General features: G+C 42.8%; 26 protein-coding genes and 1 pseudogene. 16 read left to right on the top strand and 11 right to left on the bottom strand.

Annotated elements, in window-relative coordinates; all coding sequences use genetic code 11:
* The first annotated feature begins 64 nt into the window (after positions 1–64).
* Positions 65–460 carry a hypothetical protein gene (locus LC586_RS08960; protein WP_229484221.1) on the top strand — a complete coding sequence of 132 codons (396 nt, stop codon included), beginning with the start codon at positions 65–67 and terminating at the stop codon, positions 458–460.
* Here LC586_RS08960 and cobM read toward each other — a convergent pair.
* Complete coding sequence (cobM, locus tag LC586_RS08955) at positions 375–1,199, bottom strand: precorrin-4 C(11)-methyltransferase (RefSeq protein WP_438822882.1); 825 nt, start codon at positions 1,197–1,199, stop codon at positions 375–377. The genes LC586_RS08960 and cobM overlap by 86 nt on opposite strands.
* 234 nt (positions 1,200–1,433) lie before the next feature.
* Entirely contained in the window at positions 1,434–2,309 is an 876-nt protein-coding gene (lgt, locus tag LC586_RS08950) for a prolipoprotein diacylglyceryl transferase (protein ID WP_229484220.1), read from the bottom strand.
* Positions 2,310–2,713: 404 nt separating this feature from the next.
* Between lgt and coaD the strand changes: the two genes are divergently transcribed.
* From coaD to LC586_RS08935, 3 genes are all read left to right on the top strand, one after another.
* Positions 2,714–3,265 (top strand): pantetheine-phosphate adenylyltransferase, encoded by a 552-nt coding sequence (gene coaD, locus LC586_RS08945; RefSeq protein ID WP_229484219.1) that lies wholly within the window; start codon positions 2,714–2,716, stop codon positions 3,263–3,265.
* Complete coding sequence (locus LC586_RS08940) at positions 3,175–3,843, top strand: DivIVA domain-containing protein (RefSeq protein ID WP_229484218.1); 669 nt, start codon at positions 3,175–3,177, stop codon at positions 3,841–3,843. Before coaD ends, LC586_RS08940 begins: the two co-directional genes overlap by 91 nt.
* Positions 3,844–3,993: 150 nt before the next feature.
* Positions 3,994–4,320, top strand: a complete 327-nt coding sequence (locus LC586_RS08935; protein WP_229484217.1) for a Ycf66 family protein — start codon at positions 3,994–3,996, stop codon at positions 4,318–4,320.
* 104 nt (positions 4,321–4,424) lie between these two features.
* Here the strand turns inward: LC586_RS08935 and LC586_RS08930 are convergent, their stop codons facing one another.
* Entirely contained in the window at positions 4,425–4,616 is a 192-nt protein-coding gene (locus tag LC586_RS08930; protein WP_229484216.1) for a DUF6887 family protein, read from the bottom strand.
* 114 nt (positions 4,617–4,730) lie between these two features.
* On the opposite strand from LC586_RS08930, the gene LC586_RS08925 reads away from it, so the two are divergent.
* Positions 4,731–5,771, top strand: coding sequence for an FG-GAP repeat domain-containing protein (locus LC586_RS08925; protein WP_229484215.1), 1,041 nt, complete (start codon positions 4,731–4,733; stop codon positions 5,769–5,771).
* Between the two features lie 788 nt (positions 5,772–6,559).
* Here LC586_RS08925 and LC586_RS08920 read toward each other — a convergent pair.
* The 4 genes from LC586_RS08920 to cysS all read right to left on the bottom strand — a co-directional run bounded on the left by LC586_RS08920 (position 6,560) and on the right by cysS (position 11,133).
* Complete coding sequence (locus LC586_RS08920; protein WP_229484214.1) at positions 6,560–7,906, bottom strand: TldD/PmbA family protein; 1,347 nt, start codon at positions 7,904–7,906, stop codon at positions 6,560–6,562.
* 125 nt (positions 7,907–8,031) lie between these two features.
* Positions 8,032–9,471, bottom strand: a complete 1,440-nt coding sequence (locus LC586_RS08915) for a TldD/PmbA family protein (protein WP_229484213.1) — start codon at positions 9,469–9,471, stop codon at positions 8,032–8,034.
* The gene (locus LC586_RS08910) at positions 9,399–9,599 is read right to left on the bottom strand and encodes a hypothetical protein (protein ID WP_229484212.1); all 201 of its coding nucleotides are present in this window, start codon (positions 9,597–9,599) and stop codon (positions 9,399–9,401) included. The genes LC586_RS08915 and LC586_RS08910 overlap by 73 nt, the downstream gene beginning before the upstream one ends.
* Before the next feature lie 58 nt (positions 9,600–9,657).
* Positions 9,658–11,133, bottom strand: a complete 1,476-nt coding sequence (cysS, locus tag LC586_RS08905) for a cysteine--tRNA ligase (RefSeq protein ID WP_229484211.1) — start codon at positions 11,131–11,133, stop codon at positions 9,658–9,660.
* 246 nt (positions 11,134–11,379) lie between these two features.
* Here cysS and LC586_RS08900 point away from each other — a divergent pair, with 246 nt between their 5' ends.
* The 5 genes from LC586_RS08900 (at position 11,380) to LC586_RS08880 (ending at position 16,281) form a co-directional block, all read left to right on the top strand.
* The gene (locus LC586_RS08900; RefSeq protein ID WP_229484210.1) at positions 11,380–12,492 is read left to right on the top strand and encodes a CobW family GTP-binding protein; all 1,113 of its coding nucleotides are present in this window, start codon (positions 11,380–11,382) and stop codon (positions 12,490–12,492) included.
* A 224-nt stretch (positions 12,493–12,716) separates the two neighbouring features.
* On the top strand, positions 12,717–13,169 hold the full coding sequence (gene dtd, locus LC586_RS08895; RefSeq protein ID WP_229484209.1) for a D-aminoacyl-tRNA deacylase: 453 nt from the start codon (positions 12,717–12,719) through the stop codon (positions 13,167–13,169).
* Between the two features lie 104 nt (positions 13,170–13,273).
* The gene (gene psb28, locus LC586_RS08890; protein WP_229484208.1) at positions 13,274–13,615 is read left to right on the top strand and encodes a photosystem II reaction center protein Psb28; all 342 of its coding nucleotides are present in this window, start codon (positions 13,274–13,276) and stop codon (positions 13,613–13,615) included.
* A 93-nt stretch (positions 13,616–13,708) separates the two neighbouring features.
* Positions 13,709–14,212, top strand: a complete 504-nt coding sequence (locus tag LC586_RS08885; RefSeq protein WP_229484207.1) for a MogA/MoaB family molybdenum cofactor biosynthesis protein — start codon at positions 13,709–13,711, stop codon at positions 14,210–14,212.
* A 317-nt stretch (positions 14,213–14,529) separates the two neighbouring features.
* Positions 14,530–16,281, top strand: a complete 1,752-nt coding sequence (locus LC586_RS08880; protein ID WP_229484206.1) for a diguanylate cyclase domain-containing protein — start codon at positions 14,530–14,532, stop codon at positions 16,279–16,281.
* A 425-nt stretch (positions 16,282–16,706) separates the two neighbouring features.
* Here the strand turns inward: LC586_RS08880 and mraY are convergent, their stop codons facing one another.
* Both mraY and LC586_RS08870 read right to left on the bottom strand, forming a co-directional pair.
* Positions 16,707–17,798: a phospho-N-acetylmuramoyl-pentapeptide-transferase gene (gene mraY, locus LC586_RS08875; RefSeq protein WP_229484205.1), complete on the bottom strand. Its 1,092-nt coding sequence runs from the start codon at positions 17,796–17,798 to the stop codon at positions 16,707–16,709.
* A gap of 79 nt (positions 17,799–17,877) precedes the next feature.
* Positions 17,878–18,114, bottom strand: a complete 237-nt coding sequence (locus tag LC586_RS08870; RefSeq protein ID WP_229484204.1) for a DUF3134 domain-containing protein — start codon at positions 18,112–18,114, stop codon at positions 17,878–17,880.
* Between the two features lie 242 nt (positions 18,115–18,356).
* On the opposite strand from LC586_RS08870, the gene LC586_RS08865 reads away from it, so the two are divergent.
* The 5 genes and pseudogenes from LC586_RS08865 to LC586_RS08845 form a co-directional block, all read left to right on the top strand.
* On the top strand, positions 18,357–18,941 hold the full coding sequence (locus tag LC586_RS08865) for a PAP/fibrillin family protein (RefSeq protein WP_229484203.1): 585 nt from the start codon (positions 18,357–18,359) through the stop codon (positions 18,939–18,941).
* A 551-nt stretch (positions 18,942–19,492) separates the two neighbouring features.
* The gene (locus LC586_RS08860; protein ID WP_109011287.1) at positions 19,493–19,708 is read left to right on the top strand and encodes a photosystem I reaction center subunit IV; all 216 of its coding nucleotides are present in this window, start codon (positions 19,493–19,495) and stop codon (positions 19,706–19,708) included.
* A 251-nt stretch (positions 19,709–19,959) separates the two neighbouring features.
* A complete protein-coding gene (locus LC586_RS08855; RefSeq protein WP_229484202.1) occupies positions 19,960–20,820 on the top strand; it encodes a DNA-formamidopyrimidine glycosylase in 861 nt (286 codons plus the stop codon).
* Positions 20,821–20,962: 142 nt separating this feature from the next.
* Positions 20,963–21,178 carry an NAD(P)H-quinone oxidoreductase subunit O gene (locus tag LC586_RS08850; RefSeq protein ID WP_229484201.1) on the top strand — a complete coding sequence of 72 codons (216 nt, stop codon included), beginning with the start codon at positions 20,963–20,965 and terminating at the stop codon, positions 21,176–21,178.
* 201 nt (positions 21,179–21,379) lie between these two features.
* Positions 21,380–21,631: pseudogene (locus LC586_RS08845) on the top strand (malate dehydrogenase); the annotation flags it as partial.
* 299 nt (positions 21,632–21,930) lie between these two features.
* On the opposite strand, the gene LC586_RS08840 reads toward LC586_RS08845, so the two are convergent.
* Both LC586_RS08840 and LC586_RS08835 read right to left on the bottom strand, forming a co-directional pair.
* Positions 21,931–22,320 (bottom strand): translation initiation factor, encoded by a 390-nt coding sequence (locus LC586_RS08840; RefSeq protein WP_229484200.1) that lies wholly within the window; start codon positions 22,318–22,320, stop codon positions 21,931–21,933.
* A gap of 94 nt (positions 22,321–22,414) precedes the next feature.
* Entirely contained in the window at positions 22,415–22,909 is a 495-nt protein-coding gene (locus LC586_RS08835) for a hypothetical protein (RefSeq protein ID WP_229484199.1), read from the bottom strand.
* 339 nt (positions 22,910–23,248) lie between these two features.
* On the opposite strand from LC586_RS08835, the gene LC586_RS08830 reads away from it, so the two are divergent.
* Positions 23,249–23,971, top strand: coding sequence for a hypothetical protein (locus LC586_RS08830; RefSeq protein ID WP_229484198.1), 723 nt, complete (start codon positions 23,249–23,251; stop codon positions 23,969–23,971).
* The last annotated feature ends 232 nt before the right edge of the window (positions 23,972–24,203 follow it).

The raw sequence follows: 24,203 nt of genomic DNA, 5'->3' as shown, positions 1-24,203 counted from the left end.
ATTTCATTTACATTGTTAAGTTTATCGAAACGCAGAGGAGATGAGGGAGTAGGGGTAAAGCACAATGCGCTTTACCCGTACAGGGAGTCAGGGAGATGAGGGAGAGTTAGAAGTTGAAGCATTCGCTCAAACACTCATTCATCCACCTCAGATACTCATTCATCCACCTCAGATACTCATTCATCCACCTCAGATACTCATTCATCCACCTCAGATACTCATTCCCAATGCCCAATACTTCTCTACGAGAGGCTGCGCCCTAAGCGTAGCTATGCCGCAGGCTTTACGGCTCCCTTCCCTACGGGACGCTACGCGAACGACTGCGCTCAGGGCAAGTCGCTCAGTACAAGTGCCCTATGCCCCATGCCCAACATTTAGTTATGAGATGAGCGAAATAGATGACTATGTTCGGGATGATATAAACGCGATCGCCCTGTTGCTGCTGAGAGGGCTGGACTGATTATATAAAGTGTAGTGCGAATTAGTTTTTCTTTATGAGTGCAGTCTGCCATTTCATTCAGGGGGACAACCTTAATTTTTTCATCGGGCCATCCGATGCGAAAGCAAATTGCAATGGGGGTTTCGGCTGGATAATGTTCGAGTAGTTTGGCTTGGGCATTTTCGACGTGACGCGCACTCAAATACAGGCAGAGGCTAGCCTGATGTGCCGCGAGAGAGGCTAATTCTTCAGTGGCGGGGACTTCTGTACGTCCACTGATCCGGGTCAAAATGATGGTTTGGACTAAACCGGGGACAGTCAGCTCTACTTTGAGTTTGGCAGCTGCGGCTTGAAAGGCGCTGATACCTGGTATGACTTCAAAAGGAATATTTGCTTCTCTTAGAAGGTGCATTTGCTCGTGGATGGCGCTGTAGAGACTAGGATCGCCAGAATGGAGACGGACTAGAGATTTGTGTTGCGATCGCACCCGATCTATCATAATCGGCAAAATCTCTTCTAAAGTCTGATTCGCAGTTCTAATTATCTCCGCATCTTTTCGGCAAAGTTCTAAAATCTGTTCAGGTATTAAAGAATCAGCAAATAAAATCACATCAGCAACAGCCAGTAGTTTCTGCGCCTTCACCGTCAATAAATCAGGATCTCCAGGGCCTGCTCCGACAATGTACACAGATGGTTCTACAGCATATAGTGTTTTTTCATAACTCAGATTTTCTCTATACTCACTTTTAGAAGAAGACACGGCAATCCCTCAAAAAACTTTTTTGATATTTTCTCAGTATCTTTCCGGATTCACCCTCTTTCCCTAGTAGAGAGTAATGGTAGATGCACCCTGGTTAAGCCCTAGAGAATACTCTGGGGCATTTTTTATTTTTTGGGCATTGGGAATTCGGCATTAGTTATTCTTTCTCCCCCTGCTTCCCCTGCTTCCCCTGCCTCCCCTGCTCCCCCTACCTCCCCTGCTCCCCCTACTCCCTCATCCCCTCATCTCCCCATCCCCTTTAGGAGTAGGAACTACATCGGGTAAAGGGCGTTTGAGTAAGTAAAGCCAAGCTAATCCAACTAATCCAAATAAAATTCCTAGACTACTGACTACTTGTGCTATACGTAACGGCCCCAGCATCAAGCTATCAGTGCGAAAACCTTCTATCCACAAGCGTCCTAAGCTGTAGGCTGGCCAGTAAATTAGAAACAGCGTGCCTACCTTCAAACGTGGCTTACCGGACAAAGACCGAAAAAACAACGTTATGAGCAGCGCAAACACCGTTAAATCCCACAGCGATTCATAGAGAAAGGTGGGATGGAAGTAATCGAAACTCGCATACTCTAGAGGACGATGATCTGGGGGAATATACAGCTTCCAGGGTAAATTTGTGGGATCGCCAAAAGCTTCAGAATTAAAGAAATTGCCCCAACGTCCGATCGCTTGCCCTAAAATCAACGAAGGCGCTACTAAATCTGCCAGTTGCCAAAAAGAAACCTGCTTGATTTTGGCAAAGATTAACGCAGCCAAAACGCCACCAAGAATTGCTCCATGAATGGCAATACCTCCTTCCCAAATAGCAAAGATTTTTCCTGGAGTTGGGGCATATTTTGACCACTCAAAAAAAACGTAATATAGCCGTGCGCCAGGAATCGCCCCAATCAATAACCAAAAGAATAAATCGCCTAGCAACTCAGGATTAACATTACGGCGCTTTGCCAATTCCTGGGAAAGGATGACGCCAATTAACACTGCTGTAGCAATCAATAAGCCATACCAGCGAATACTGAGTGGCCCTAATTTCACCAGAATCGGTCCTGGAGAAGTAAATTGAAACGCCAAGGGCAAGGTGGAAAAATCCAGTGCCATGAAAAATTACCTAGAAGAGTTCGTTAACTACCCGCGCACTTTGCTAAGTACGGAGTTTCTTAGGTCTTGAATACTGGAACTGTACTTAAATCCTTCACAATCTCGTGGGGATACAAATAAAAATCCAGCATCCATATTTAGGAGTTTATAGCGGTTTTGTTCAACCTCACCCCCAACCCCTCTCCAAAGCATCGGAGAGGGGAGCGTTTGCTTTACTCAAATGCGGGGTGAGGTTCTGACTAGATTGCACCGCTATAGTTCCTAACGCCTAGTTGAGCATAACTTGTAACAGCAAAACAATTGAGTTTAGCATCCTTACTCAGAGCGCAAGATGGTAAATTTGAGTAAGTTACACAAAAGAGTTTCGATATAATCACCTAAACAACTTTGATATATCTAAAATTGTGATTGCTATTTATCCTGGTAGCTTCGACCCCATCACCTTGGGACACCTTGACCTCATCGGGCGCGGTAGTCGGCTGTTTGAGCGGGTGATTGTCGCTGTACTGCGGAACCCCAACAAAATGCCACTTTTTAGCGTGGAGCAACGGCTAGATCAGATCAGTCTTTCTACACAACATCTACCTAATATAGAAGTAGACAGCTTTGATGGTCTTACCGTCAACTATGCCCAAATGCGACAAGCACAAGTTTTGCTGCGGGGTTTACGGGCTGTGTCAGATTTTGAAGTGGAACTGCAAATGGCTCACACCAATAAAACTCTTTCTACCCAAATAGAAACAGTTTTTCTCGCAACCTCAAATGAGTATAGTTTTTTAAGTAGTAGTGTGGTAAAAGAGATTGCAAGGTTTGGTGGCTCTATCGATCATCTCGTTCCCCCACACATTGCCCTAGATATATACCAATGCTACAATCAGAACTCTCCAATGTTGAACCCAATCTCAACGGAAGCAATCCCCCCCCTCAAGAGCATCTCAGTGGAGAGGGAAGCATAGATATTCAGGAGGAACTCAACCGCCTAGAGGAAATGGTTCTCTCTAGTCTCAGGATTCCTCTGACGGGACGCACTCTCATAGATGAAGAAAAGCTCCTGGATCAGCTTGATTACATCCGGCTTGCCTTACCATCGCTTTTTCAAGAAGCAGCAGCTATCCTCAAGCAAAAGGACGAAATTCTGCTGGAAGCGGAAGAGTATGGACAGCAGGTTGTTGAGGTCGCGCAAGCTAAAAGAGCGCAAATTTTAGCTGAAAGCGATATTATTCAACAGGCAGAACAAGAAGCTGAACAACTGCGGCGACAAGTGCAACAAGAGTGTGAGGCAATAATGCAAGAAACTCTCTCCGAGATTGAGCGTAAACGGTATGCTTGTCAACAAGAGTTAGAGCAAATGAGGCAAACTGCGATCGCTCAGGCTCAAGAAATTGAAGATGGTGCTGATGCTTATGCCGATGGCATCCTGGAAAATATTGAGCAGGATCTCAAGCAGATGTTGCGAATTATCACCAACGGACGGCAACAATTGCAAATTGATAACCTCACTCAGCGCAATTCACCTCCTGCTAAGAAAAAATAGAGGTTTTAACGAGAGATGAGAAAAAATTATTGGTTGGGTTTCGCTATTGCTTAACCCAACAATTTTTATAAATAAAGACTTTTGCTTTTCTATACCTAACTGGTAATAGATTTAAAATTTTGGCTTTTAATTAAATAGGGTTTTTCAAAAATGCTTGCTTTAGCTCAAGTTAACTTTGGAGCAAATTCAGCTAGTATACTGGGACTTATTTATTTGCTTTTAGGAGTATTTTACTTGATTTTTATGGTATTTTGGCTAGTCAAATATGGAGCAAGACTTACGAGTTGGGCTTTAGCACTTTATATTATCCAAGCGATATTTACGCCAATTATAATGTTTTTGTGTGGGTTTATTTTAACTTTCCAAGGCTGGCGATTAGATCCAATTCTTCAATTTGGGCAACTTTTATTGAGCTTATTAATTATTTACCTACTTATCAAAGATATTGTAATTAATGCAATTTACAGAAATAGATGATTTTAGTATTGGGAGAATTTAATTAATGATATTTGTGTTTAAAACTCAGAAAAATGGGTACTGGATACTGGAAAAATTACTTAATCCCCAGTCCCCAGTATCCTTCACTGCGATCGCGATTGGTTAATTCGCTTTTGCAATTCGGCTTCAATTTCTTCATCTGTGCTGCAAAACACTTTTGGACGTTGCTCTAATCTATCCATGAGAATGTGGAAGGCTTCTACATCTTTGGGATGGTAGCGAACCCAGTCTTGCAACTCTTCATCAGTCATGGCTTGGTAGTTAGAATCTGTCATAAAAAAGGTGTAAAGGTTTGTAAATGATTAGCGTAGTTTCCGGAAGTAAAACTGAATCCTAAATAGGTACGTGGTTTTACTACGCGCAATATGATTGATTAAAGGAGCATTATAATGAGCACTTTCGGTCCGATATTTGTCGCTCAGGACAATAATTTTACTGTCGTTGATGGCGGATGGACTAGCTTTGACCTATATCCGCGTCAGCTTGGTGATATCAACGGCGATGGTCGCGATGATATTGTCGGTTTTGGAAATAGTGATGTCTACGCCGCTCTAGGTCAAAGCAATGGCACTTTTGGCCCGATATTTGTCGCTCAAAGCGATAATTTTACTGTCGTTGATGGCGGATGGACTAGCTTTAACCAATATCCACGTCAGCTTGGTGATGTCAACGGCGATGGTCTCGATGATATTGTCGGTTTTGGAAATAGTGATGTCTACGTCTCTCTAGGTAGAAGCAATGGCACTTTCGGTTCGATATTTGTCGCTCAAAGCAATAATTTTTCTGTCGTTGATGGCGGATGGACTAGCTTTGACCTATATCCACGTCAGCTTGGTGATGTCAACGGCGATGGTCGTGATGATATTGTCGGTTTTGGAAATAGTGATGTCTACGTCGCTCTAGGTCAAACCAATGGCACTTTCGGTTCGATATTTGTCGCTCAAAGCGATAATTTTTCTGTCGTTGATGGCGGATGGACTAGCTTTGACCTATATCCACGTCAGCTTGGTGATGTCAACGGCGATGGTCGTGATGATATTGTCGGTTTTGGAAATAGTGATGTCTATGTCTCTCTAGGTCAAAGCAATGGCACTTTCGGGCCGTTGTTTGTAGCTCAGGACAATAATTTTTCTGTCGTTGATGGCGGATGGACTAGCTTTAACCAATATCCGCGTCAGCTTGGTGATATCAACGGCGATGGTCTCGATGATATTGTCGGTTTTGGAAATAGTGATGTCTATGCCGCTCTAGGTCAAACCAATGGCACTTTCGGGCCGTTGTTTGTAGCTCAAAGCGATAATTTTTCTGTGGTTGATGGCGGATGGACTAGCTTTAACCAATATCCGCGTCAACTTGGCGATATCAACGGCGATGGTCGCAATGATATTGTTGGTTTTGGAAATGCTGATGTTTACGTCGCTCTAGCTTAATAGTTTGTTTGTCATTAGCTCCAATGTCACCCGCCCGTTAGAGGATGTTTGTAAAGTCTAATTTATTACTATAGCAATCCTAAATCATTTGTGAGAGAAAATATTGTTGAAAAGCCTATAATTACGTACTTTTAATCTTCGTATTTTCTCACGTTTCAATTCGGATTGCTATAGCCCTGACGATTATAAATCGTGCGCCAGTTGTTCACGGGGAAAACTCCCTTATCTACGGGACGCTACGCGAACGTTTGTGTAGTAGCGATTTCTATCGGCCCAATACTTTTCAAACATCCTCTTAGAGCTGATTCGTAAAGAAAATCTTAAGGATATACAATTGATTGCTGGGCATTACTTTCAGAGAATAAGCGCTTGATTGGCTCAAATTCCTGAAACCCTTACGAATCAAAGACTTTACTCTAGTTTACAAATTAGCTCTTATATCATGTCCGCATAATTAGTTATGATTCTTACAGTTATTGCACCCCGCCCCTTACTCCCCTTCCCGCTTTTCGGGAGGGGAGACAAAGCGTAGCTTTGGCGGGGTGGGGTTCTTCGGATTTAATAAGTAATCAAGCGAACATGATATTAGGGTAGATTTCTCGGTTCTATCGCTTCCTTGATCCTAAAGTGACTTACGCTATTTAATACAAAGTTGGAAAACTGTAAAACTTTTTCTCTATAAGAATAACAGGTTTAAAAAAGCAGTATGGATTTAATACTAGGAACTATAAAGGAAGCGATAGAGCCGATTTCTATCTGTTGGCTTTTGATTTCCTGTGAGCAAATGATTACAAAGTATATGTAAAATCATTTACTAGCATACCGGGAACTAAACTACCTCCAAGTTGACGACTTTCATAAGTACTTACTTCGGGAATAAACTCCTGAAAATTGGTCAAATCTACTAACTTATCTCCCCAAAAACGATAGAGACTTTCGTCAAAACGTAAGTTTTCAATGGGGGCAATAATTTCTCCATTTTCTACCCAAAAACAAGCATAACGGGTCATACCTGTGATTCTACCAGTGTGGCGATCGCTCCAATTCAAGTAATGTAAATTAGATACATATAATCCGGTATCTAAACTCGGAAGAATCTGCTCAAATACTAAATTCCCAGTAGTCACTTCTGGCGCTCGTAAAGTCTCTGAACCATTAGCACCGTTGGCAATTATCTGATATTCCTTAGCAGTCCGAGAATTCACCAAAGTATTTACCAAATGTCCTTTTTCTATTACAGGTAACTCCGGTGCTGCTATTTCTCCCAATTCATTAAATCGCGGCACTAATCCTCGTTGAAAGTTTTCTTTCAAACTAAATCTTGGAGAAAGTTGTTTTTCTTGACGCGATAAAGCAGCTAAAGCACTGTTTCCTTGTTGGATATCAGCTTCGCTTACTGCTCCCCAGGAAAGCATTACTAATAAATCTGCAACAGCAGCAGGTGCAAAATAAGTTTTGTATTGTCCCCGTGGCAATTCTTTAGCTGGGCGAGCAAGCAGTTCTAGTTGCTTTTTGGCTTCGCTAATTTTGGCTATATATGCAGATATATCCCAATTACTCCCAGCAAATGTGCCCTTAACTGCTTGTCCAGAGGTGGAAAATAGAGAATAATCTAATGTAAAAGAATCAGTAGCAAACCAGTGTTTTTGACCGTTGGAATCACCATAAGCTTTAACTACCAATCCCCCGGCATATATCCCTGTAAAATCTAATTCAGCAACTAGTTTTAGCACAGTTGGTACTACTGCCTCATCTGCCAATAAATTCCCAGAATGTATTTCTCTACTGGTATTATTTCCTGATGGCAAAACTAGATACGGATCTATGGGTAGTAGAATAAGTTCGTCACGTAGTTCCTGCAAAGCAGTATATGCTAACTGCCAATCTACATCCCAATTTCCAGTAAAAGGAAACTGCCGAACACTGCTGCGCTGATCTGCCATCAAAGTCAGTTCGATCCAACCATCAGCAACACAACCACTTTGTCGCACTTTCGCATGATTGAAACGAGTAAATTGACTTCTTTCACTGCTGAGTTTCACAGTGAATTGTTCACTTTCGGCTTTTTTAATCAGCAGAGTTTCAATCAGTTGATTAAAGCTGACTTCTAACGCAGATAATTCCTCAATTTTCATAGATATTAAATATTAATAGGGAGTGGGGAAAGGGAGAAAGTGAGGAGTTAGGAGTTAGGAGTTATGAATTATGAGTTGAAGATTTTTTTAACTCCTAACTCATAACTTTCAACTCCTAACTTTTTTCACGTTCCTCCACCAAAAACTTCGACATTAGCAAATACACAAACAGGTGAACCATGTCCTACCCAAATAGCCTGATTTGGTTCTCCTTTACCACAATAAGGAGTACCATACATTTGCCAGTTTGTGGCATTTCCTACTTGGATTAAGCTGTGCCAAAACTCTGGTGTTGTGGCGCGATAGTTGGGATTGCGGAGGGTTTTGGTAAGTTTACCGTTTTCAATTAATTTAGCGTACTCGCAACCAAATTGGAATTTGTAGCGGCGATCGTCAATTGACCAAGATCGGTTAGATTCCATGTAAACGCCGTGTTCTATCCCGCCAATAATGTCTTCAAAGCTAGCGTTTAGAGGCTCTAAATTTAAGTTTGCCATGCGATCGATCGCAGGTCTATTCCATGAGCAAGCACGGGCACAGGCAACTCCTGGTACACCTGCTCTTGCTTGACTCTCTAGACTGCCTAAACCCCGTTGCAGTACTCCTTCTTTAACCAAATATTCCTTTGTTGCTACAGCACCCGTATCATCAAAGCCATAGCTGGCAAATTCACCAGGCACGGTGGGATCAAAGGTAATGTTCATCAGTGGCGAACCATATACTAGGTTGCCAAAATCACTTTTATTAACGAAGCTGCCCCCAGCATAGTTACGCTCATCTCCCAAAATTCGGTCAATTTCTAGAGGATGCCCGACACTTTCATGGATTTGCAGCATCATTTGGTCTGAGGCTAAAACTAAATTGGTACGAGTGGTAGGGCATTCTTCTGCTGTCAAGAGTTCTACTGCTTGTTCGCCAATTTGCCGCACCCGATACCATAAGTTTTCTTGTTTTAAAAGTTCTAGTCCACCTTGGTAACAGTTTGCCTGAGAACCATTGTTACTGCGTTGCTGTACAACCGCACCATCTTGGGCGGTAGCTCCATAATGAGTGCCTATAGATAGAATTTTTTGATAGACTTCTGAGCCGTTACTGCTAATAAACCAAGACTCTCTCTCAATGGTGCTAGCACTGGCTATGGTTTGCACAATCTTGTCGTCAACTTTCAGTGTTTGGCAAATCCGAACTAGTAAATCGTTGATTTCTCCCGGACTCAGAGCATCCAATGGCTCAAGATATGGAGATTTATATTCACCAACGACTTTAGGGCGCTCACTTTCACCGAAGGGATGTATCCACCATTCACTGGCTGCTAGTGCTTGTTTATAGGCTGTTTCGGCAGCAGCTTTTAGGGAAGACAGTTCCAGAGAGTTAGTTGCTGCATAACCCAGACAGCCATTTGCCAAAACTTCCAGCATGGCTCCTACAGTAAAAGATTTGCCATTTACCTGGGGTAAGCCGTCACGGACTGAACGGGTTGTAGAAGTCTCCTTTACGGCTCTAATACCAATCCAATCAGCAGGAATATCAAAACTAGCGATCGCTTTTTTGAGTTCAGGCCACATAATTTAAGGGAATGGGGAATTGGGCATGGGGCATGGGGCATTGGGCATTGGGCATTGGGCATTGGGCATTGGGCATTGGGCATTGGGCGTTGGGCATTGGGCATTGGGTATTGGTTATTCTTCCTCATCTCCCTCACTCCCTCACTCCCTCATCCCCCTCATCTCCCTCATCCCTTCATCTCCCCTCTAATTCCGATGCCAGCGTGTGCCATCACGGCTATCAATTAGCGTAATACCTTCTGCTTGGAGTTCGTCACGAATGCGATCGCTTTCGGCAAAATTCTTGCCTTTACGTGCTTCTTGCCTTTGCTGAATTTTTGCTTCAATTTCCGCATCGCTTAAACCATTACTCTTGTCAGGTTCCGCTTCTATCTCGGCTTCTAAACCTAAAACTCCAGCTAATGTGACGAGAGTTTGCCATTGACGCTTTAACTCATCAGGGGAAGTTTCGGTTTTCCCTTCATGCACAATAATATTTCCCTCACGGCGCAGTTCTTTGGCTAATTCAAACAGCACTGTTAACCCACCAGGAAAATTAAAGTCGTTATTCACAGTTTCTTGGAAACGTTCAACATCTGAATTTTGGATTTTAAATTTTGGATTTCGGATTGGGGAATTTTCCCCCTTTTCTAGTTCCCAGCCTAGTTTTTTACCGTATTGGTAGCCGAAGAGTAAACCTTCTTTAATGGTGTGCCAACCGTTGGTTGCTGCGGCGATCGCTTCGTCGGTAAAATCTATGGGTGTGCGATATTGAGCGGTCAGTACGAACAACCGCACTGCCATCGGATCAACTCCTCGATCCAGCAATTCTCGAATAGTGATAAAGTTGCCCAAAGATTTGGACATTTTTTCACCATCTACCTTCACCATGCCGTTATGTAACCAGTAACGCGCCAGGGGTTTTCCTGTTACAGCTTCAGATTGGGCAATTTCGTTTTCGTGGTGGGGAAAAATTAAGTCAGCACCACCAGCATGAATATCTATGGTATCACCCAGGCGATCGCGCACCATTGCCGAGCATTCTATATGCCACCCCGGACGACCTGCGCCCCAAGGTGATTCCCAAGCTGGTTCTCCCGGTTTTGCTGCCTTCCACAAAGCAAAATCAAAGGGGTCTTTCTTTTTTTGATATTCTGGATCTTCTACATTGACGCGATCGCTTTTCCCGGCTTGCATATCTTCTAACTTGCGTCCAGAAAGCTTGCCATACTCAGCAAACTGCCGGACTGCATAATACACATCGCCGTCAGCAGGGTAAGCAAACCCTTTATTTTCCAACTCATGAATTAACCGTTGAATGCCATTCATCGTATGAGTAGCACGGGGATATTCATCAGCTTCTTTGATTCCCAATCGCGCCATATCCTCAAAATATGCTTTGATAAAGCGATCGGCTACAGCTTCCATTGATGAATGTTCAACACAGGCTCGATTGAGAATCTTGTCATCAATATCGGTAAAATTTTGGATATATCGCACTTCATAGCCGATAAACTGGAGGTATTGGCGGATTACATCCCAAACAATGCAAGCTCTCGCATGACCCAAATGGCAGTAGTCGTACACCGTCACGCCGCAGTAATACATCTTAACCTTGCCTGCTTCGACTGTTTCAAACGGTTCTTGACGACGGGTGAGGGTATTGTAAAGAGTTAGGGTCATAACAGAGTAATGCTGAAATAAGAAGATACGTAATAATAGGGTAAAGCAGCTGGGATGACAGTCCAGCATCCCTATGCTAGTACGTCACGGCGGAAATCAACATACTATTGGACAAAATCTCGAAAGCCCAGAAATCAAAGGTTTTTGACTTTTGACTTTTGATTTTTGACTTCCGCGTAGCGGCGCTAGTGTTTTCTCGACTATCTGCGCTACATTACTATTTTTTGACTATTTGATAACAGCGCTATGCAATCAGCAGTTACACCCGAATCTTCGGCAATGGATACGCCCAAACAAGGAATGCCAGTAACAATTATTACGGGTTTCCTCGGTAGTGGCAAGACGACTTTACTCAATCATATCCTCAACAACCAACAGGGTTTGAAAACCGCCGTTCTCGTGAATGAATTTGGCGAAATTGGCATCGATAACGAGCTAATTGTTTCCACTGGTGAGAACATGGTGGAGCTAAATAATGGTTGTATCTGCTGCACTATTAATAATGATTTAGTAGATGCAGTTTACAAAGTTTTAGAACGGCAAGAAAATCTAGATTATCTAGTTGTGGAAACAACTGGATTGGCAGATCCACTACCAGTAGCTTTAACATTTCTGGGTACAGAATTGCGAGATTTAACTCGCTTAGATTCGATTATTACCGTAGTAGACGCGGCTAATTACAGCCTAGATTTATTTAACTCTCAGGCAGCATACAGCCAGATTGCTTATGGTGATGTAATTGTACTGAACAAGACTGATTTGGTTGATGAAGCCACTTTAAATGAGTTAGAAACAAAAATTAACGAAGTTAAGGAAGGAGCGAGAATTCTCCGCACCACGCGATCGCAAGTGCCACTTCCGTTAATTCTCAGTGTTGGTCTGTTTGAGTCTGATAAATATTTTGACACAGTGGTGGATGAACACGACCATCACGATCATGAACATCACGACCATGATGATCATGACCACTCAACATGCGGTCACGATCATCACGACCATGACCACGATCACCACGATCACCATCATTCTGACCATTTAGAAAATGATGGTTTTACTTCCATCTCTTTCCAAAGTGATAAGCCTTTTTCTATTAGGAAGTTTCAGTATTTCTTAGATAACCAGCTACCCTCAAATATCTTCCGAGCGAAGGGGATTATGTGGTTTGATGAAAGTCCGAAGCGTCATATTTTCCACCTTTGTGGTAAACGCTTTACTTTGGATGATGATGAATGGCAAGGTAAACTAAAAAACCAAATCGTGCTAATTGGTCAAAATTTAGATCGTGAGGCTTTAATTAGTCAACTTGAAAACTGCATTTGTCTACCTTCAACCTCTCGCGGTAAAGGATTTGGCAAGTAAAAGTTAGCAGAGACGCGATTAATCGCGTCTGTACGTTCCCAGGTTCCACCTGGGAATGCATTCCCAATGGCTCCGCCATCGATTTTGAAGAATGAAAATGAGAAAATAGCGTAGGCGTAGCCCGTCGTAGACATCCCTTCCTCACTCCCCTGTGTTTACGCGCGAGTGTTTCGCCAATAATTACGAATTACGAATTACGAATTACGAATTACGAATTAATTCAAATGCGCGTTGTTATCCAGCGAGTCAAATCATCTCAAGTTACAGTTAATGGTGAAATTGTCGGCAAAATTGGGCGGGGGCTAAATTTGCTCGTAGGCATAGCCAATACCGACACTGATGTTGAAATCGACTGGATGGTGCGTAAGTGTTTGGAATTACGGTTGTTTCCTGACGAGGAAGGAGACGATCGCTGGCAAAAATCTATACAAGAAATTGGCGGGGATTTGTTAGTAGTCAGTCAGTTTACCCTTTACGGTGACTGTCGCAAAGGTCGCCGTCCTTCTTTTGACCGTTCAGCCGCTCCCCAATCAGCAGCAGATTTGTATAATCATTTTGTTACCAAGTTAAAAGCTAGCGGTTTGCAGGTGGAAACAGGTCAATTTGGTGCAATGATGCATGTTACAATTGAGAATGATGGCCCAGTAACTTTGTTACTTGAAAAAGAAGCAATTTAAGTATATACACTAAAAAGATGAATAACAGTAGCCTCTAGACCGTGGTGTTCTAATTGATGAGAGAATATTAAATTAACCATCACAAAAGTTTAAATTCAGTCATCATGGCGAAAATCCAGTTTTCTAGAGGTCTTGACGAAGAAGTAATTCCAGAGGTGCGCTTGACGCGATCGCGCACTGGTGACAGTGGTACAGCAACATTTATTTTTACCAATCCAAAGATTTTAGATCAAGGTAGCACCGAAGATATTACCGGAATGTACTTGATTGACGAAGATGGGGAGATAATTACCCGTGAAGTTAAAGCTAAATTTGTCAACGGGAAACCGGAAGCATTAGAAGCACTTTACGTGATGAAATCTGCCCAAGAATGGGATCGCTTTATGCGCTTCATGGAACGGTATGCTGAAGAAAACGATTTGGGACTGAGCAAAAATGAGGCATAGGGCATAGGGAATCGGGCATCGGGCATCGGTAATTATTGTCATGCCCAATGCGCCATTCCCCATTATCTATGAGCAAAAATTTATGACTCAACTATGACATCACAACCTCACCCAGACTCGCCTAGAATTACGGTAACTTGTGCTGTGGTTACTGTCAGCGATACACGCACTTTTGAAACAGACAAAAGTGGCCAGCTAATTCAACAGTTACTCCTTGGTGCTAACCATGCTGTAGGAGCCTACACAATTATCAAAGATGAACCAATACAAATTCAAGAGCAGATAGAAAATTTACGTAAAAGCTCAAATTTGAATGCTGTAATTTTCAGTGGTGGTACAGGCATTGCACCAAGAGATACTACTTATGATGCCATTGAGAAGTTACTGGAAAAAACCTTACCGGGATTTGGTGAGTTATTCCGTTTTTTAAGTTATCAAGAAATTGGTTCGCGGGCGATCGCTTCTCGCGCTGTTGCTGGTGTTTATCAAAATAAATTAATCTTCTCGCTTCCTGGTTCCAGTAATGCTGTGCGACTGGCAATGGAAAAATTGATTTTACCCGAACTCACTCACTTGGTGAGTCAGATTTGTAATTAGTCATTAGTCACTTGTACTGAGCGTAGTCGTTGGCGCAGCCTCTCGTAGAGAAGTATTGGTCAATAGTCATTAGTATGAAAAAGTGCTAAGGTTTTGAAAAACTATTAATGACTAATGACTTCGATTTCTCCCATGTCTAAAGCCATTGGTTCTCCACGGTGCAAGGACTTTGGTAAAATGAGCAGCCTTTGAGAAAGTTACTATAAAAACTTTTGTAAAACTAAGGCATAAGTCACAAAAATCATCCTTTCTCTACTTACATTTTGAAGATACCAGAATTATAGTTAAACGGATAAAATTTTAATATTAGATCAACAATGGAGCCTATTTACTGGAATTGCATAATTGCTCACGGCATCACTGCATTTTCATACTTTGGCATCCCTATACTAATAGGGGTTTTCTTTGCCAAAACTAAGGCAACCATCCCTTCTAAGTTTTGGCTAGCCTTTTTCTTATCAGGTGGATTCGTACTGTTTTGCGGATTTTATCACTTTCTGGCGATCTTTGAGCCACATATAGGAGTGTCCCTGCTGCACTTAGGCGTACTTGATGTAATGGCGCTTGTTTCCTTGTCTGCCTTATTCTACCTGATGCCAACCGCTTATCAAATTGTAGAAGCGATCGCCAGACATCAAGAAGACACCCGCGAACTTCAACGCAGTCAGCAGATACAACGGCTATTCCTAGATCAGGGCCCGTTTGGAGCTTATATCAAAGATGAGCAATCGAGAGTGCTTTATTACAACCAGGAGATACAGTCTAGATTTTCGGTAGATCCACAAGAATGGTTGGGGAAAACCGATAGTGAATACTTGCCAGATCCAGAAGAAGGGCGGCGGGTTATCGAAAACGATCAAGTCGTTTTGAAGACTCTACGCCCTTTGAAGCTGATTGAAGAGGTAAAGATACCTGGTAACGATCAGCCGTGCTACTGGCTATCGTTTAAGTTTCCGTTTAGCGATGGCGCAACGGGCGCTTGCCGCATCGGTGGCATTAGTATCGATATTACAGAATCTATAGAAGCACAGCGATCGCTCACTGATCTAAATCGCCAGCTAGAAGAAAAAACACTGAAATTAGAGGCAAAAAAACAGGAACTTATATATCTCTCAGATATGGCGGATATGCTTTATTGCTGCGAATCTGAAGATGAGGTGTATCAAGTGGTCGCTTTAACCTGTTCTAAGCTGTTTCCTAATATGAGTGGTTGTATCTATATAATTGCTAATTCCAAGAATTATGTTCAGATGAATAGTTTTTGGGGAGATGAAATAACCAGTAAAGAAATATTTTCACTATCTGATTGTTGGGCATTGCGGAGAGGAAAATTAAACCTTTTATCGCCTCATACTTCAGGACTAATGTGCAATCACTTAATACAGCCTGTTAGCGGCACACATTTATGTGCCCCATTGTTTGGACAAGGCGAAGTAGTTGGGATCTTACACATCAATGCGCTTGAAGAAATCAGTCCAGAAGATCAACAAATTACTGAGATTATTGCTAGAACCTTAGGCATTGCACTAAATAACCTCTCAATAAAACAACGTCTAACCTATGATAATTTGCGGGATGGAATGACCCAACTATTCAATCAAAACTATATGCAAACCATAACGGAACAGAGACTAGCGGAGGCTGAACGGTCGGGAGAACCTCTTAGTGTTATTTTCCTTGATATCGATAACTTCAAATCTTACAACTCGCGCTATGGGCATTTGACTGCCAACATTGTTCTCCAGGGATTAGCAAAACTGCTGTTAAAATCTATTCGCTCTTTTGACATTGCTTGCAGATGGGGTGGTGAAGAATTTGTGATTGTGATGCCTAATATGACACTAGAAAACCTCAGGAAGCGAGTAGAACAATTAAGGGTAGATGTTGAACAAATGCAATTGAAGGACGGCGATCAAATTCTTGAAGGCATTACCGCTTCTTTTGGAATAGCTGTATCAGAACCAGGGATTACAGTTAAGGATTTTCTGAATCGGGCAAATCAAGCGATGCTTGAGGCAAAGCGAACAGGGAAGAATCGGGTTATAGAGTATGTAAACAAATATTATTAATTTTTAATTTTTAATTTATAATTCATAATTCAAAAAACCTCAAGCAGTGAAATGAGCAGCCCTTCAATTGGCATTGAGTGTCAGGCTTTCCAGCATGAAATCAGATAGGACTTACGCACTGTACAAATGCATTGTGATGTGCATTACCTATCTTGAGGAAGTTTTCAGGCTTTTCTTAATTATCCTGCGATCGTCAATAGACCATGCTGTAGGGGCACAGCAATGCTGTGCCCTTACGAAAGATATGGTTTTGAACCTTGATGCTGCACATTTGGTATTTCTTGTCAATGCGTAAGTCCGATCAGAAACTCATGAATTTCCTATATAAAAAACAACTCCCTGGAGAAGTGGGAGTTGTCATTTTGTATTCGACTATTTTCTCAAAACATGATTCAGAATGGAGCGATGCCTGCGGCGGGCTGCGCCTACGCCAAGCAGATGGCAGCCAAAATAGCAGCGATGACATAAAATACTCCAACCACTTGCAATTCTGACCAGCCAGTGAGTTCTAAATGATGGTGTAAGGGTGCCATTTTGAAGAGGCGCTTGCCTTTGCCATCAGGGCCTTTGGTCGCTTTGTAATAAGTTACCTGTGCCATCACCGAAAGAGTTTCTACGAAGAAGATACCACTGAGAATAAATAGAGCTACTAGGGTATTTGTCAATAGCGCTACAGCCGCTAAAGCGCCGCCCAGTGCTAAAGAACCGGTATCTCCCATGAAAACGCGGGCTGGGTTACGGTTATGGGCTAAGAAACCTAAGCAACCACCACTTAATGCAGCACAGAAAACCATCAACCCAGGTGCTGTAGGTGCGACTAAAGCACCTAATGCCAAAAGTGCGATCGCTACTGTTCCTGCTGCCAAGCCATCAATACCATCTGTTAAATTAGTCGCATTACTTTCTGCAACTAGCACAAAACCTGCTAATGGCCAAAATAGGAATCCTAAGGGTAGTGTGAAGCTAACCCAAGGCAAAGCAATATTTGTAATATTAGAAGGTTGATTAAACATCAGCCATAGACAAAACACTGCCGCAAAACCCACCTGCAAAGCCAGTTTCGTTCCGGGAGATATACCTTTATTTGATTTACGGCGCAGAATTTGCCAATCGTCGAGCCAGCCAATCAATCCGTAGCTGATTGTCAATGCCGAAACTGCAAGCACGTCTGTAGCAAAGTTAGACAAAATGCAGGCAATTATCACACCTACAGGGATAAAAAATATACCTCCCATTGTTGGCGTGCCTGCCTTTTTTAGATGGGCTTGGGGGCCATCTTCACGAATTATTTGTCCAGTTTTGAGCGCTTGAAGTAGGGGTATTACCCAATAGCCCACGACACCTGAACCCATAGCACACAATAGTAGTGGCAGGGTTAACGACATACTTTGCCAGGGTAGCCTATTGGCGATCGAATCCAATAAAAATGCTGTTGTAGCTAGCCCTACGGTTAATAAAGAGGCTAGAGCGATTCCAGAAATATTTAAACCTTGCTCAGGAGATAATTTAGCGTCCACAAAAGTTTCCCTTCACTCCACACATATAAAATTCAATATCAGCAACTAGGGATACTACCAAGTCGCTAGCCTGAAAAGGCTAATCCTCGGCGATTCCTATATTGTCATCATCATCAAGGTCGTAGCCAATTCCATCTTCTACACCCATTAGAGAGTCTATTTCTACTTCGTCATCTTGAAAATCCGGTTCGTGAACGTCACGCGCGATGATCCGACCGTTGGTTTGCAACCAGTCCAACAAAGAGGACTCTTGCTTTAAGGGGATAACATCGGCTCGCTGATTACGGGGTACTTCACGTAATGGAGAGTTCAACATATCGAGGAGGACAAGAAAATGTATACGTAAGTTGACATTTAGAGTCTATCACTTGGCACGGATTTATTTAGTTATCTTTTCAACCCTTTCGTTGATAAATCCGCATTCAGATAGAAATTTTTTATTTAATAGGCATAAGGCTTAGGTCAAGCGATTTAGTCGTAATTTTTATGACTCTACACATAGGTCATGAATATCTTGTTTATGCTGATGGAAAGGACTGATTTTTGAGGTGACAGGCGATGATGGGAAAAGCGGCTCTTATAGATACGATCGCACTTACTAATCGCGGTCTACTGGCGACTGAGCTACAGAAACAGGTTATCTTAGCAGCGATCGCCAATTTAGAAGATTTTAATCCTACACCCCGTCCGGTAGAAGCTAACAATTTGCTTGATGGCGATTGGCGATTACTATACACCACCAGCAAGGCTCTTTTAAACTTAGATGGTCTACCTTTGTGCAAACTGGGTCAAATCTATCAGTGTATCCGGGTGGATACTGCCAGTGTTTACAACATAGCTGAGATTTATGGCTTACCTTATTTGGAAGGATTAGTCAGCGTTGCTGCTAAATTTGAGCCAGTTTCAGGTCGGCGTGTCCAAGTGAAATTTGAGCGGTCTATTATCGGCTTACAACGTTTAATAGAATACAATTCTCCGGTAACTTTTATCCAACAAATTGAAGCAGGTAGAAAATTTCCCGGAATTGATTTTGCAATCAAGAGTGATAAACAGCAAGGCTGGTTAGATATCACCTATATAGATAACGATCTGCGGATTGGCAGAGGTAACGAGGGAAGTGTGTTTGTCTTAACTAAAACATAAGCTTCTACAAAATAAACGCTTGCGAACGAAGGTACGCTATAACGTGTGCCTTGTCAAGTGGTGTCTAATACAATTTTCAATTTTGGGTAGGGAGTGGGGAATGGGGAGTAGGGAGTGGGGGAGATAAGGGAGGTGAGGGAGATGAGGGAGAAAGAATAATTAATTAGGACTTACGCACTGTACAAATGCATTCTGATGTGCATTAACGAGCTTGAGGAAGTTTTCAGGCTTTTCTTAATTATCCTGCGATCGTAAATAGACCATGCTGTAGGGGCTAAGCTTTTGCTGTGCCCTTACGAAAGATATGGTTTTTCACCTTGATTCATATTTGGTATTTTTTGTCAATGCGTAAGTTCTATTAATATTCAATTCCCAATTCCCAATTCCCAATTCCCAATTCCCAATTCCCAATTCCCAATTCCCAATTCCCACTCCCTACTCCCAATTCAGACAAATAACTTAACAAAGACTCTTGCTGCTACCTTCAGGTTGTAGAGTGAAATCAATTAGCCCTCTAGATTGGCGATTGATAACTAAAAGGGAAAATAATCATGGTTCAACGTGGTTCTAAAGTACGTATTCTCCGCCCTGAATCCTACTGGTTTCAGGATCTAGGAACTGTGGCTTCCATTGACCAAAGCGGCATCAAATACCCTGTAATTGTCCGCTTTGAAAAGGTCAATTACGCTGGTATCAATACCAACAACTTTGCCCAGGATGAATTAGTCGAGGTTGAAGCACCAAAGGCTAAAGCACCTAAAAAATAGCAGCAAAGCTACAAGGGGCTTGTTTGATGCGATGATGAAGGGTAGTCTTAAGTCTGAAGTATGAAGTCTGAAAATTTCAGTTCATTCATCTTTCACCCAAGCCTACCCTAATCTATGAGAAGCTGCCCTGCGGGTATTTACGGTTTCTCTAGGGTAGTAAGACGAGCCATCTAAGGCTGTGTAAGTTACTACTCTATCTCTTCTTTATTGAACCCCCAAGTACATCAAAATTGCTTGCTTAATCAGTTTGAATGCCTGAACTGCCTGAAGTTGAAACAGTCCGAAGGGGCCTAAATCAATTGACCCTTAACCAAGAAATTACGGGTGGAGATGTATTGCTTGATCGCACCATCGCCTACCCGTTTTCTGTTGGTGAGTTTGTTGATGGAATTAAAACGAATGCCATTGCCACTTGGCATCGTCGCGGTAAATATCTACTAGCCGAACTTTCTTCCCCCTCTTCCACAGGTTGGCTAGGGGTTCATCTGCGAATGACCGGTCAACTACTATGGCTGCATCGAGATGAACCATTACATAAGCACACGCGGGTTAGATTATTCTTTGGGGAACACCAGGAATTACGCTTTGTTGATCAGCGTACCTTCGGGAAAATGTGGTGGGTTCCGCCTGGTGTTGCTGTAGAAAGTATTATGACTGGTTTGGCAACACTGGCAGCAGATCCATTTTCACCCGAATTCACTGTTGAATATCTAGCTCTCAAACTCCAAAATCGCCGCCGTCCGATTAAGACTGCACTACTCGATCAATCGGTGGTGGCGGGATTAGGTAACATTTATGCTGATGAAGCCCTGTTTAAGAGTGGAATTTTACCTGAAACCTTGTGTATAGATTTGCAGCTAAAGCAAATTGAGCGTTTGCGAACAGCGATAATTCAAGTGTTAGAAACCAGCATTGAGGCTGGCGGTACGACTTTTAGTAATTTCTTAAGTGTTAAGGGTGTCAACGGCAATTATGGTGGTGTTGCCTGGGTTTATAACCGCGCTGGAGAACCCTGTCGAGTTTGTGACACTCCAATTATGCGGATTAGGTTAGCTGGGCGATCTAGTCACTTTTGCCCACAGTGTCAAACGCTACGGGGAGTTAGGAGTTAGGAGAGACGCGATTAATCGCGTCTGTACAGGAGTTAGCAGTAGAGACGCGATTAATCGCGTCTGTACAAGAGTTAGAAGTTTTTAACTCGGAAGTCTCTTAAAATGCGGATAAGTCTAATCTAGAAATTTGAGAGGGGAATTCATGGCAGTCAAAAAAGGAGATATGGTTCGCGCTATCCGCGAGAAGCTGGAAAACAGTCTGGAAGCAAAAGCCAGTGATACTCGCTTTCCTGCCTATTTGTTTGACAGCAAGGGCGAAATTGTAGATATCAAAGGTGATTATGCCCTGATTAAGTTCGGGAAAGTGCCAACGCCAAATGTTTGGTTACGTGTGGATCAGCTTGAAGAGTTTAAATAATTAAAAATAAGAACCCCACCCCGCCAAAGCTATGCTTTGTCTCCCCTCCCCGCTCTTCGAGAGGGGTTGGGGGTGGGGTGTTAGGGGCTTGTCAAAGAGGTCTAATTTAGGAGTCAGCATTAATTCTGACTCCTAACTCCTAAATTATTGTCGATAAAAATTGTACTTTAATAATTATGTCTTCTTCGCCTAACTCCCCAGGCTACTAGTGTGATGGTAGAATCGATTTTGCTAAATCAGTCGCGGTTGTTGCCTGTGGCGGCGTATCTACAAGGTGAATACGGTTTAGAAGATGTTGTAATTGGCGTTCCCTGTCGGTTGGGATGCGGTGGAATTGAAAGTGTATTGGAATTAAATCTCACCGATGGCGAAAGAGAGGGTTTGCATACTTCGGCTCAATCTGTGCGTAAAAGTATTGAGCGATCGCAGGAAATTTTGGGTAAAAACAAGTGAGCAAATAATTCGTAATTCGTAATGCTTAATAAAGAAACCTCTCCCTGGTGTTACTACGTAAAACCGTCCCTCTCCGAGTCGGAGAGCGAAAGACTTGAACTTTAGTTCAAGGCACGGAGAGGTTGGTCGAACTGACGTTGATTCAGTCATGTTTTAAATATCAAATTGTTTTAGTTTTTTGCAATCTTGAAATAACTGCAAAAACAAAAGGCAGTAGGTTCAAATCCCTCTGCCTTATTTATTAGTTATTCCAAAATTTATTACCCTCTAAAAAGCAACATTACAACATTAGTTTCGCGTTAACGGCGGTAATCCTCATCTGCGGGATCGCCGTAGGGATCTTCGCTGGCTGGACGGACGTTACCAAATTCCCCTTGGTCTGCGGGGTCGCCGTAGGGGTCTTCACTGGCTGGACGTACATTACCGTAAGACGCGATGTCTCCAGGGTCGCCATAGGGGTCTTGGCTGGCTGGAATAAGGTTGCCGTAAGAGGATATATCTGCGGGGTCGCCGTAGGGATCTTCACTGGCTGGACGTACATCACCGTAAGAGGATATATCTGCGGGGTCGCCGTAGGGATCTTCGCTGGCTGGACGGACATTGCGATCACGGTATTCAGCATCTTCAGATTGATCGCCGTTACCTCCCAACAAGAGATCCTTCGCCTTTCGGAAAAATTCATCTACCATAATCTGTCTCCTGATTTAAGTTCGTGTTTCCGACGTGCGCGATCGGCGTTATCCTCCGGGAAACCCGCTTTCTTATTTACACACGCTTCGCTATCTAAAGTGCTGGAGCTGCGGATGAAGTTATGCCAGTTAGATCGCGACCTGAAGAACTCCCGTTATAGCCTTGGAATTGCCGATATTGTTGCGCTTGAGATTCTGGTACTCGAATTCCTTCTGATGGTGGAGTTACCCAGTGAGCGCGATTTTCAGCATCGCGGTAGTATACACGCCCGTTCTTGGAAAGATAGTACTTACCTTGCGCTCCTTCTTTTGGAGCATTCTTATGTTGATTGTACATGTAGTAAAGTGCCGCAGCTCCCGCCAAAAGTGCCACTTTTTGCCCCGTACCTAATCCTTTCTTAGCTTCGGGTTGGTTTGTAGCGTTGCGATCGCTCACTGTTCTACCAGCAGTATCATCAACAGGTGGTGGTACTGAAGCGTTTCGGGAACCTCCTCCGCAGCTACTCAGCAAGGGTACGGTTAGCAATGCGGAAAGCAGCACTGCAAATAGACGCGAGACTATTTTACGTTCTTTATATACTGTGTTCATCGGATTTCGTCATCACCTGTATTTACTAAAAGCCTTGCTGTTGCAAATACAAAGTTGGAATTCCTGTTATTTCACCTGGAATTGAAAGAACATATACCACTCAATTTACAACTGCACAGCTACAGCGTTTCACTGTTATGATGATCGATTTTCTCAAGTATTCCATCCTGCCTTTGAGAGAAACTGTATTCATCCGAAGGAAATATATTGTTGATTTTTTGATTAATCAATTTAGCCCAAACGCTGAAATATTCAGCAATTTCTCGGTTATCTTTTCGGGATAAATAATTTAAAAAGATACAGTTACTATGATGATCTTTGCCAAAAACTATATTCAATATGACATCAAAAAATACAGCCCAAACTAGAACTCGTCTCCTTTTGGCTTTGTGGGATTTGGGAGGAACGCAGCAGGAAGTTAAGAAGGGTCAACTCACTAAGCGAATTGTATCCAAAAGCCAGAAGGTAGCAGATTATCAGGGTTCATTTGAAGAATTGCAGAATCAGGGTGCGATCGCAATCTCCAAAAAAGGATACTCTCTGACATCTGGCAAGGGTTTAGAGGTGTTGGGTGAGGGTTTGAGAAGTTCTAATTTTAAATTTGAAGGGACGATTGTCGGTACTTGGGCGGCGAATGCGTTGGTGAAGTGGATTAGTAAGTTTGATGTTGCGGTAACTGGTGCAGATGTACCAGTGAATGGGAAGAGTGCGTTAGCGGAGCTTTCCATTCGCGTAGCGTCTCGTTCGCGCAGCGTCTCCGACAGGAGAAGAGAAGGAATCGCATCTTACGACGAGTTTAAGTCTGTGGCGTTGGAAGTCTACGACAAGCTGAACTATGAGTACAACTTTAATAATCTGGTGCCAATTTACCGCATTAGAAGAGGAATTGGCGATCGCGTCAGTCGTACAGAGTTTAATGATTGGCTGCTGGAAACACAAGCCGACGACATTTTGCAACTGCAAGGCGGGAGTGTAGAAGACAGCGCACCCGACAAAATTGAAGATTCGGTAGCTACAGAATTAGATGGATTACGCTGCTACGCCACACGCCTGAAACCTTAAACCTTATTTGACTCCTCACACATTAATTTCACAACACTATGACTGTTACCACATCTACCATTGATGATCTGATTAAAAATCAAAACCCTTTTGCAGGACATATTGCAATACGGTTCAGTTAAGGCTGAAAGACTGATTAGTGATATGAAATTTAGGAGCTTCAACTGGTTGTCCAGTACCTCTGTGTGTTGGCTTTTTAGAACGAAACTTTGATACAGGTTTTTTCACAACT

This window comes from Nostoc favosum CHAB5714 (assembly GCF_020829495.1).
GTDB lineage: Bacteria > Cyanobacteriota > Cyanobacteriia > Cyanobacteriales > Nostocaceae > Nostoc > Nostoc favosum.
This window is presented reverse-complemented; position numbering and strand designations above follow the sequence as displayed.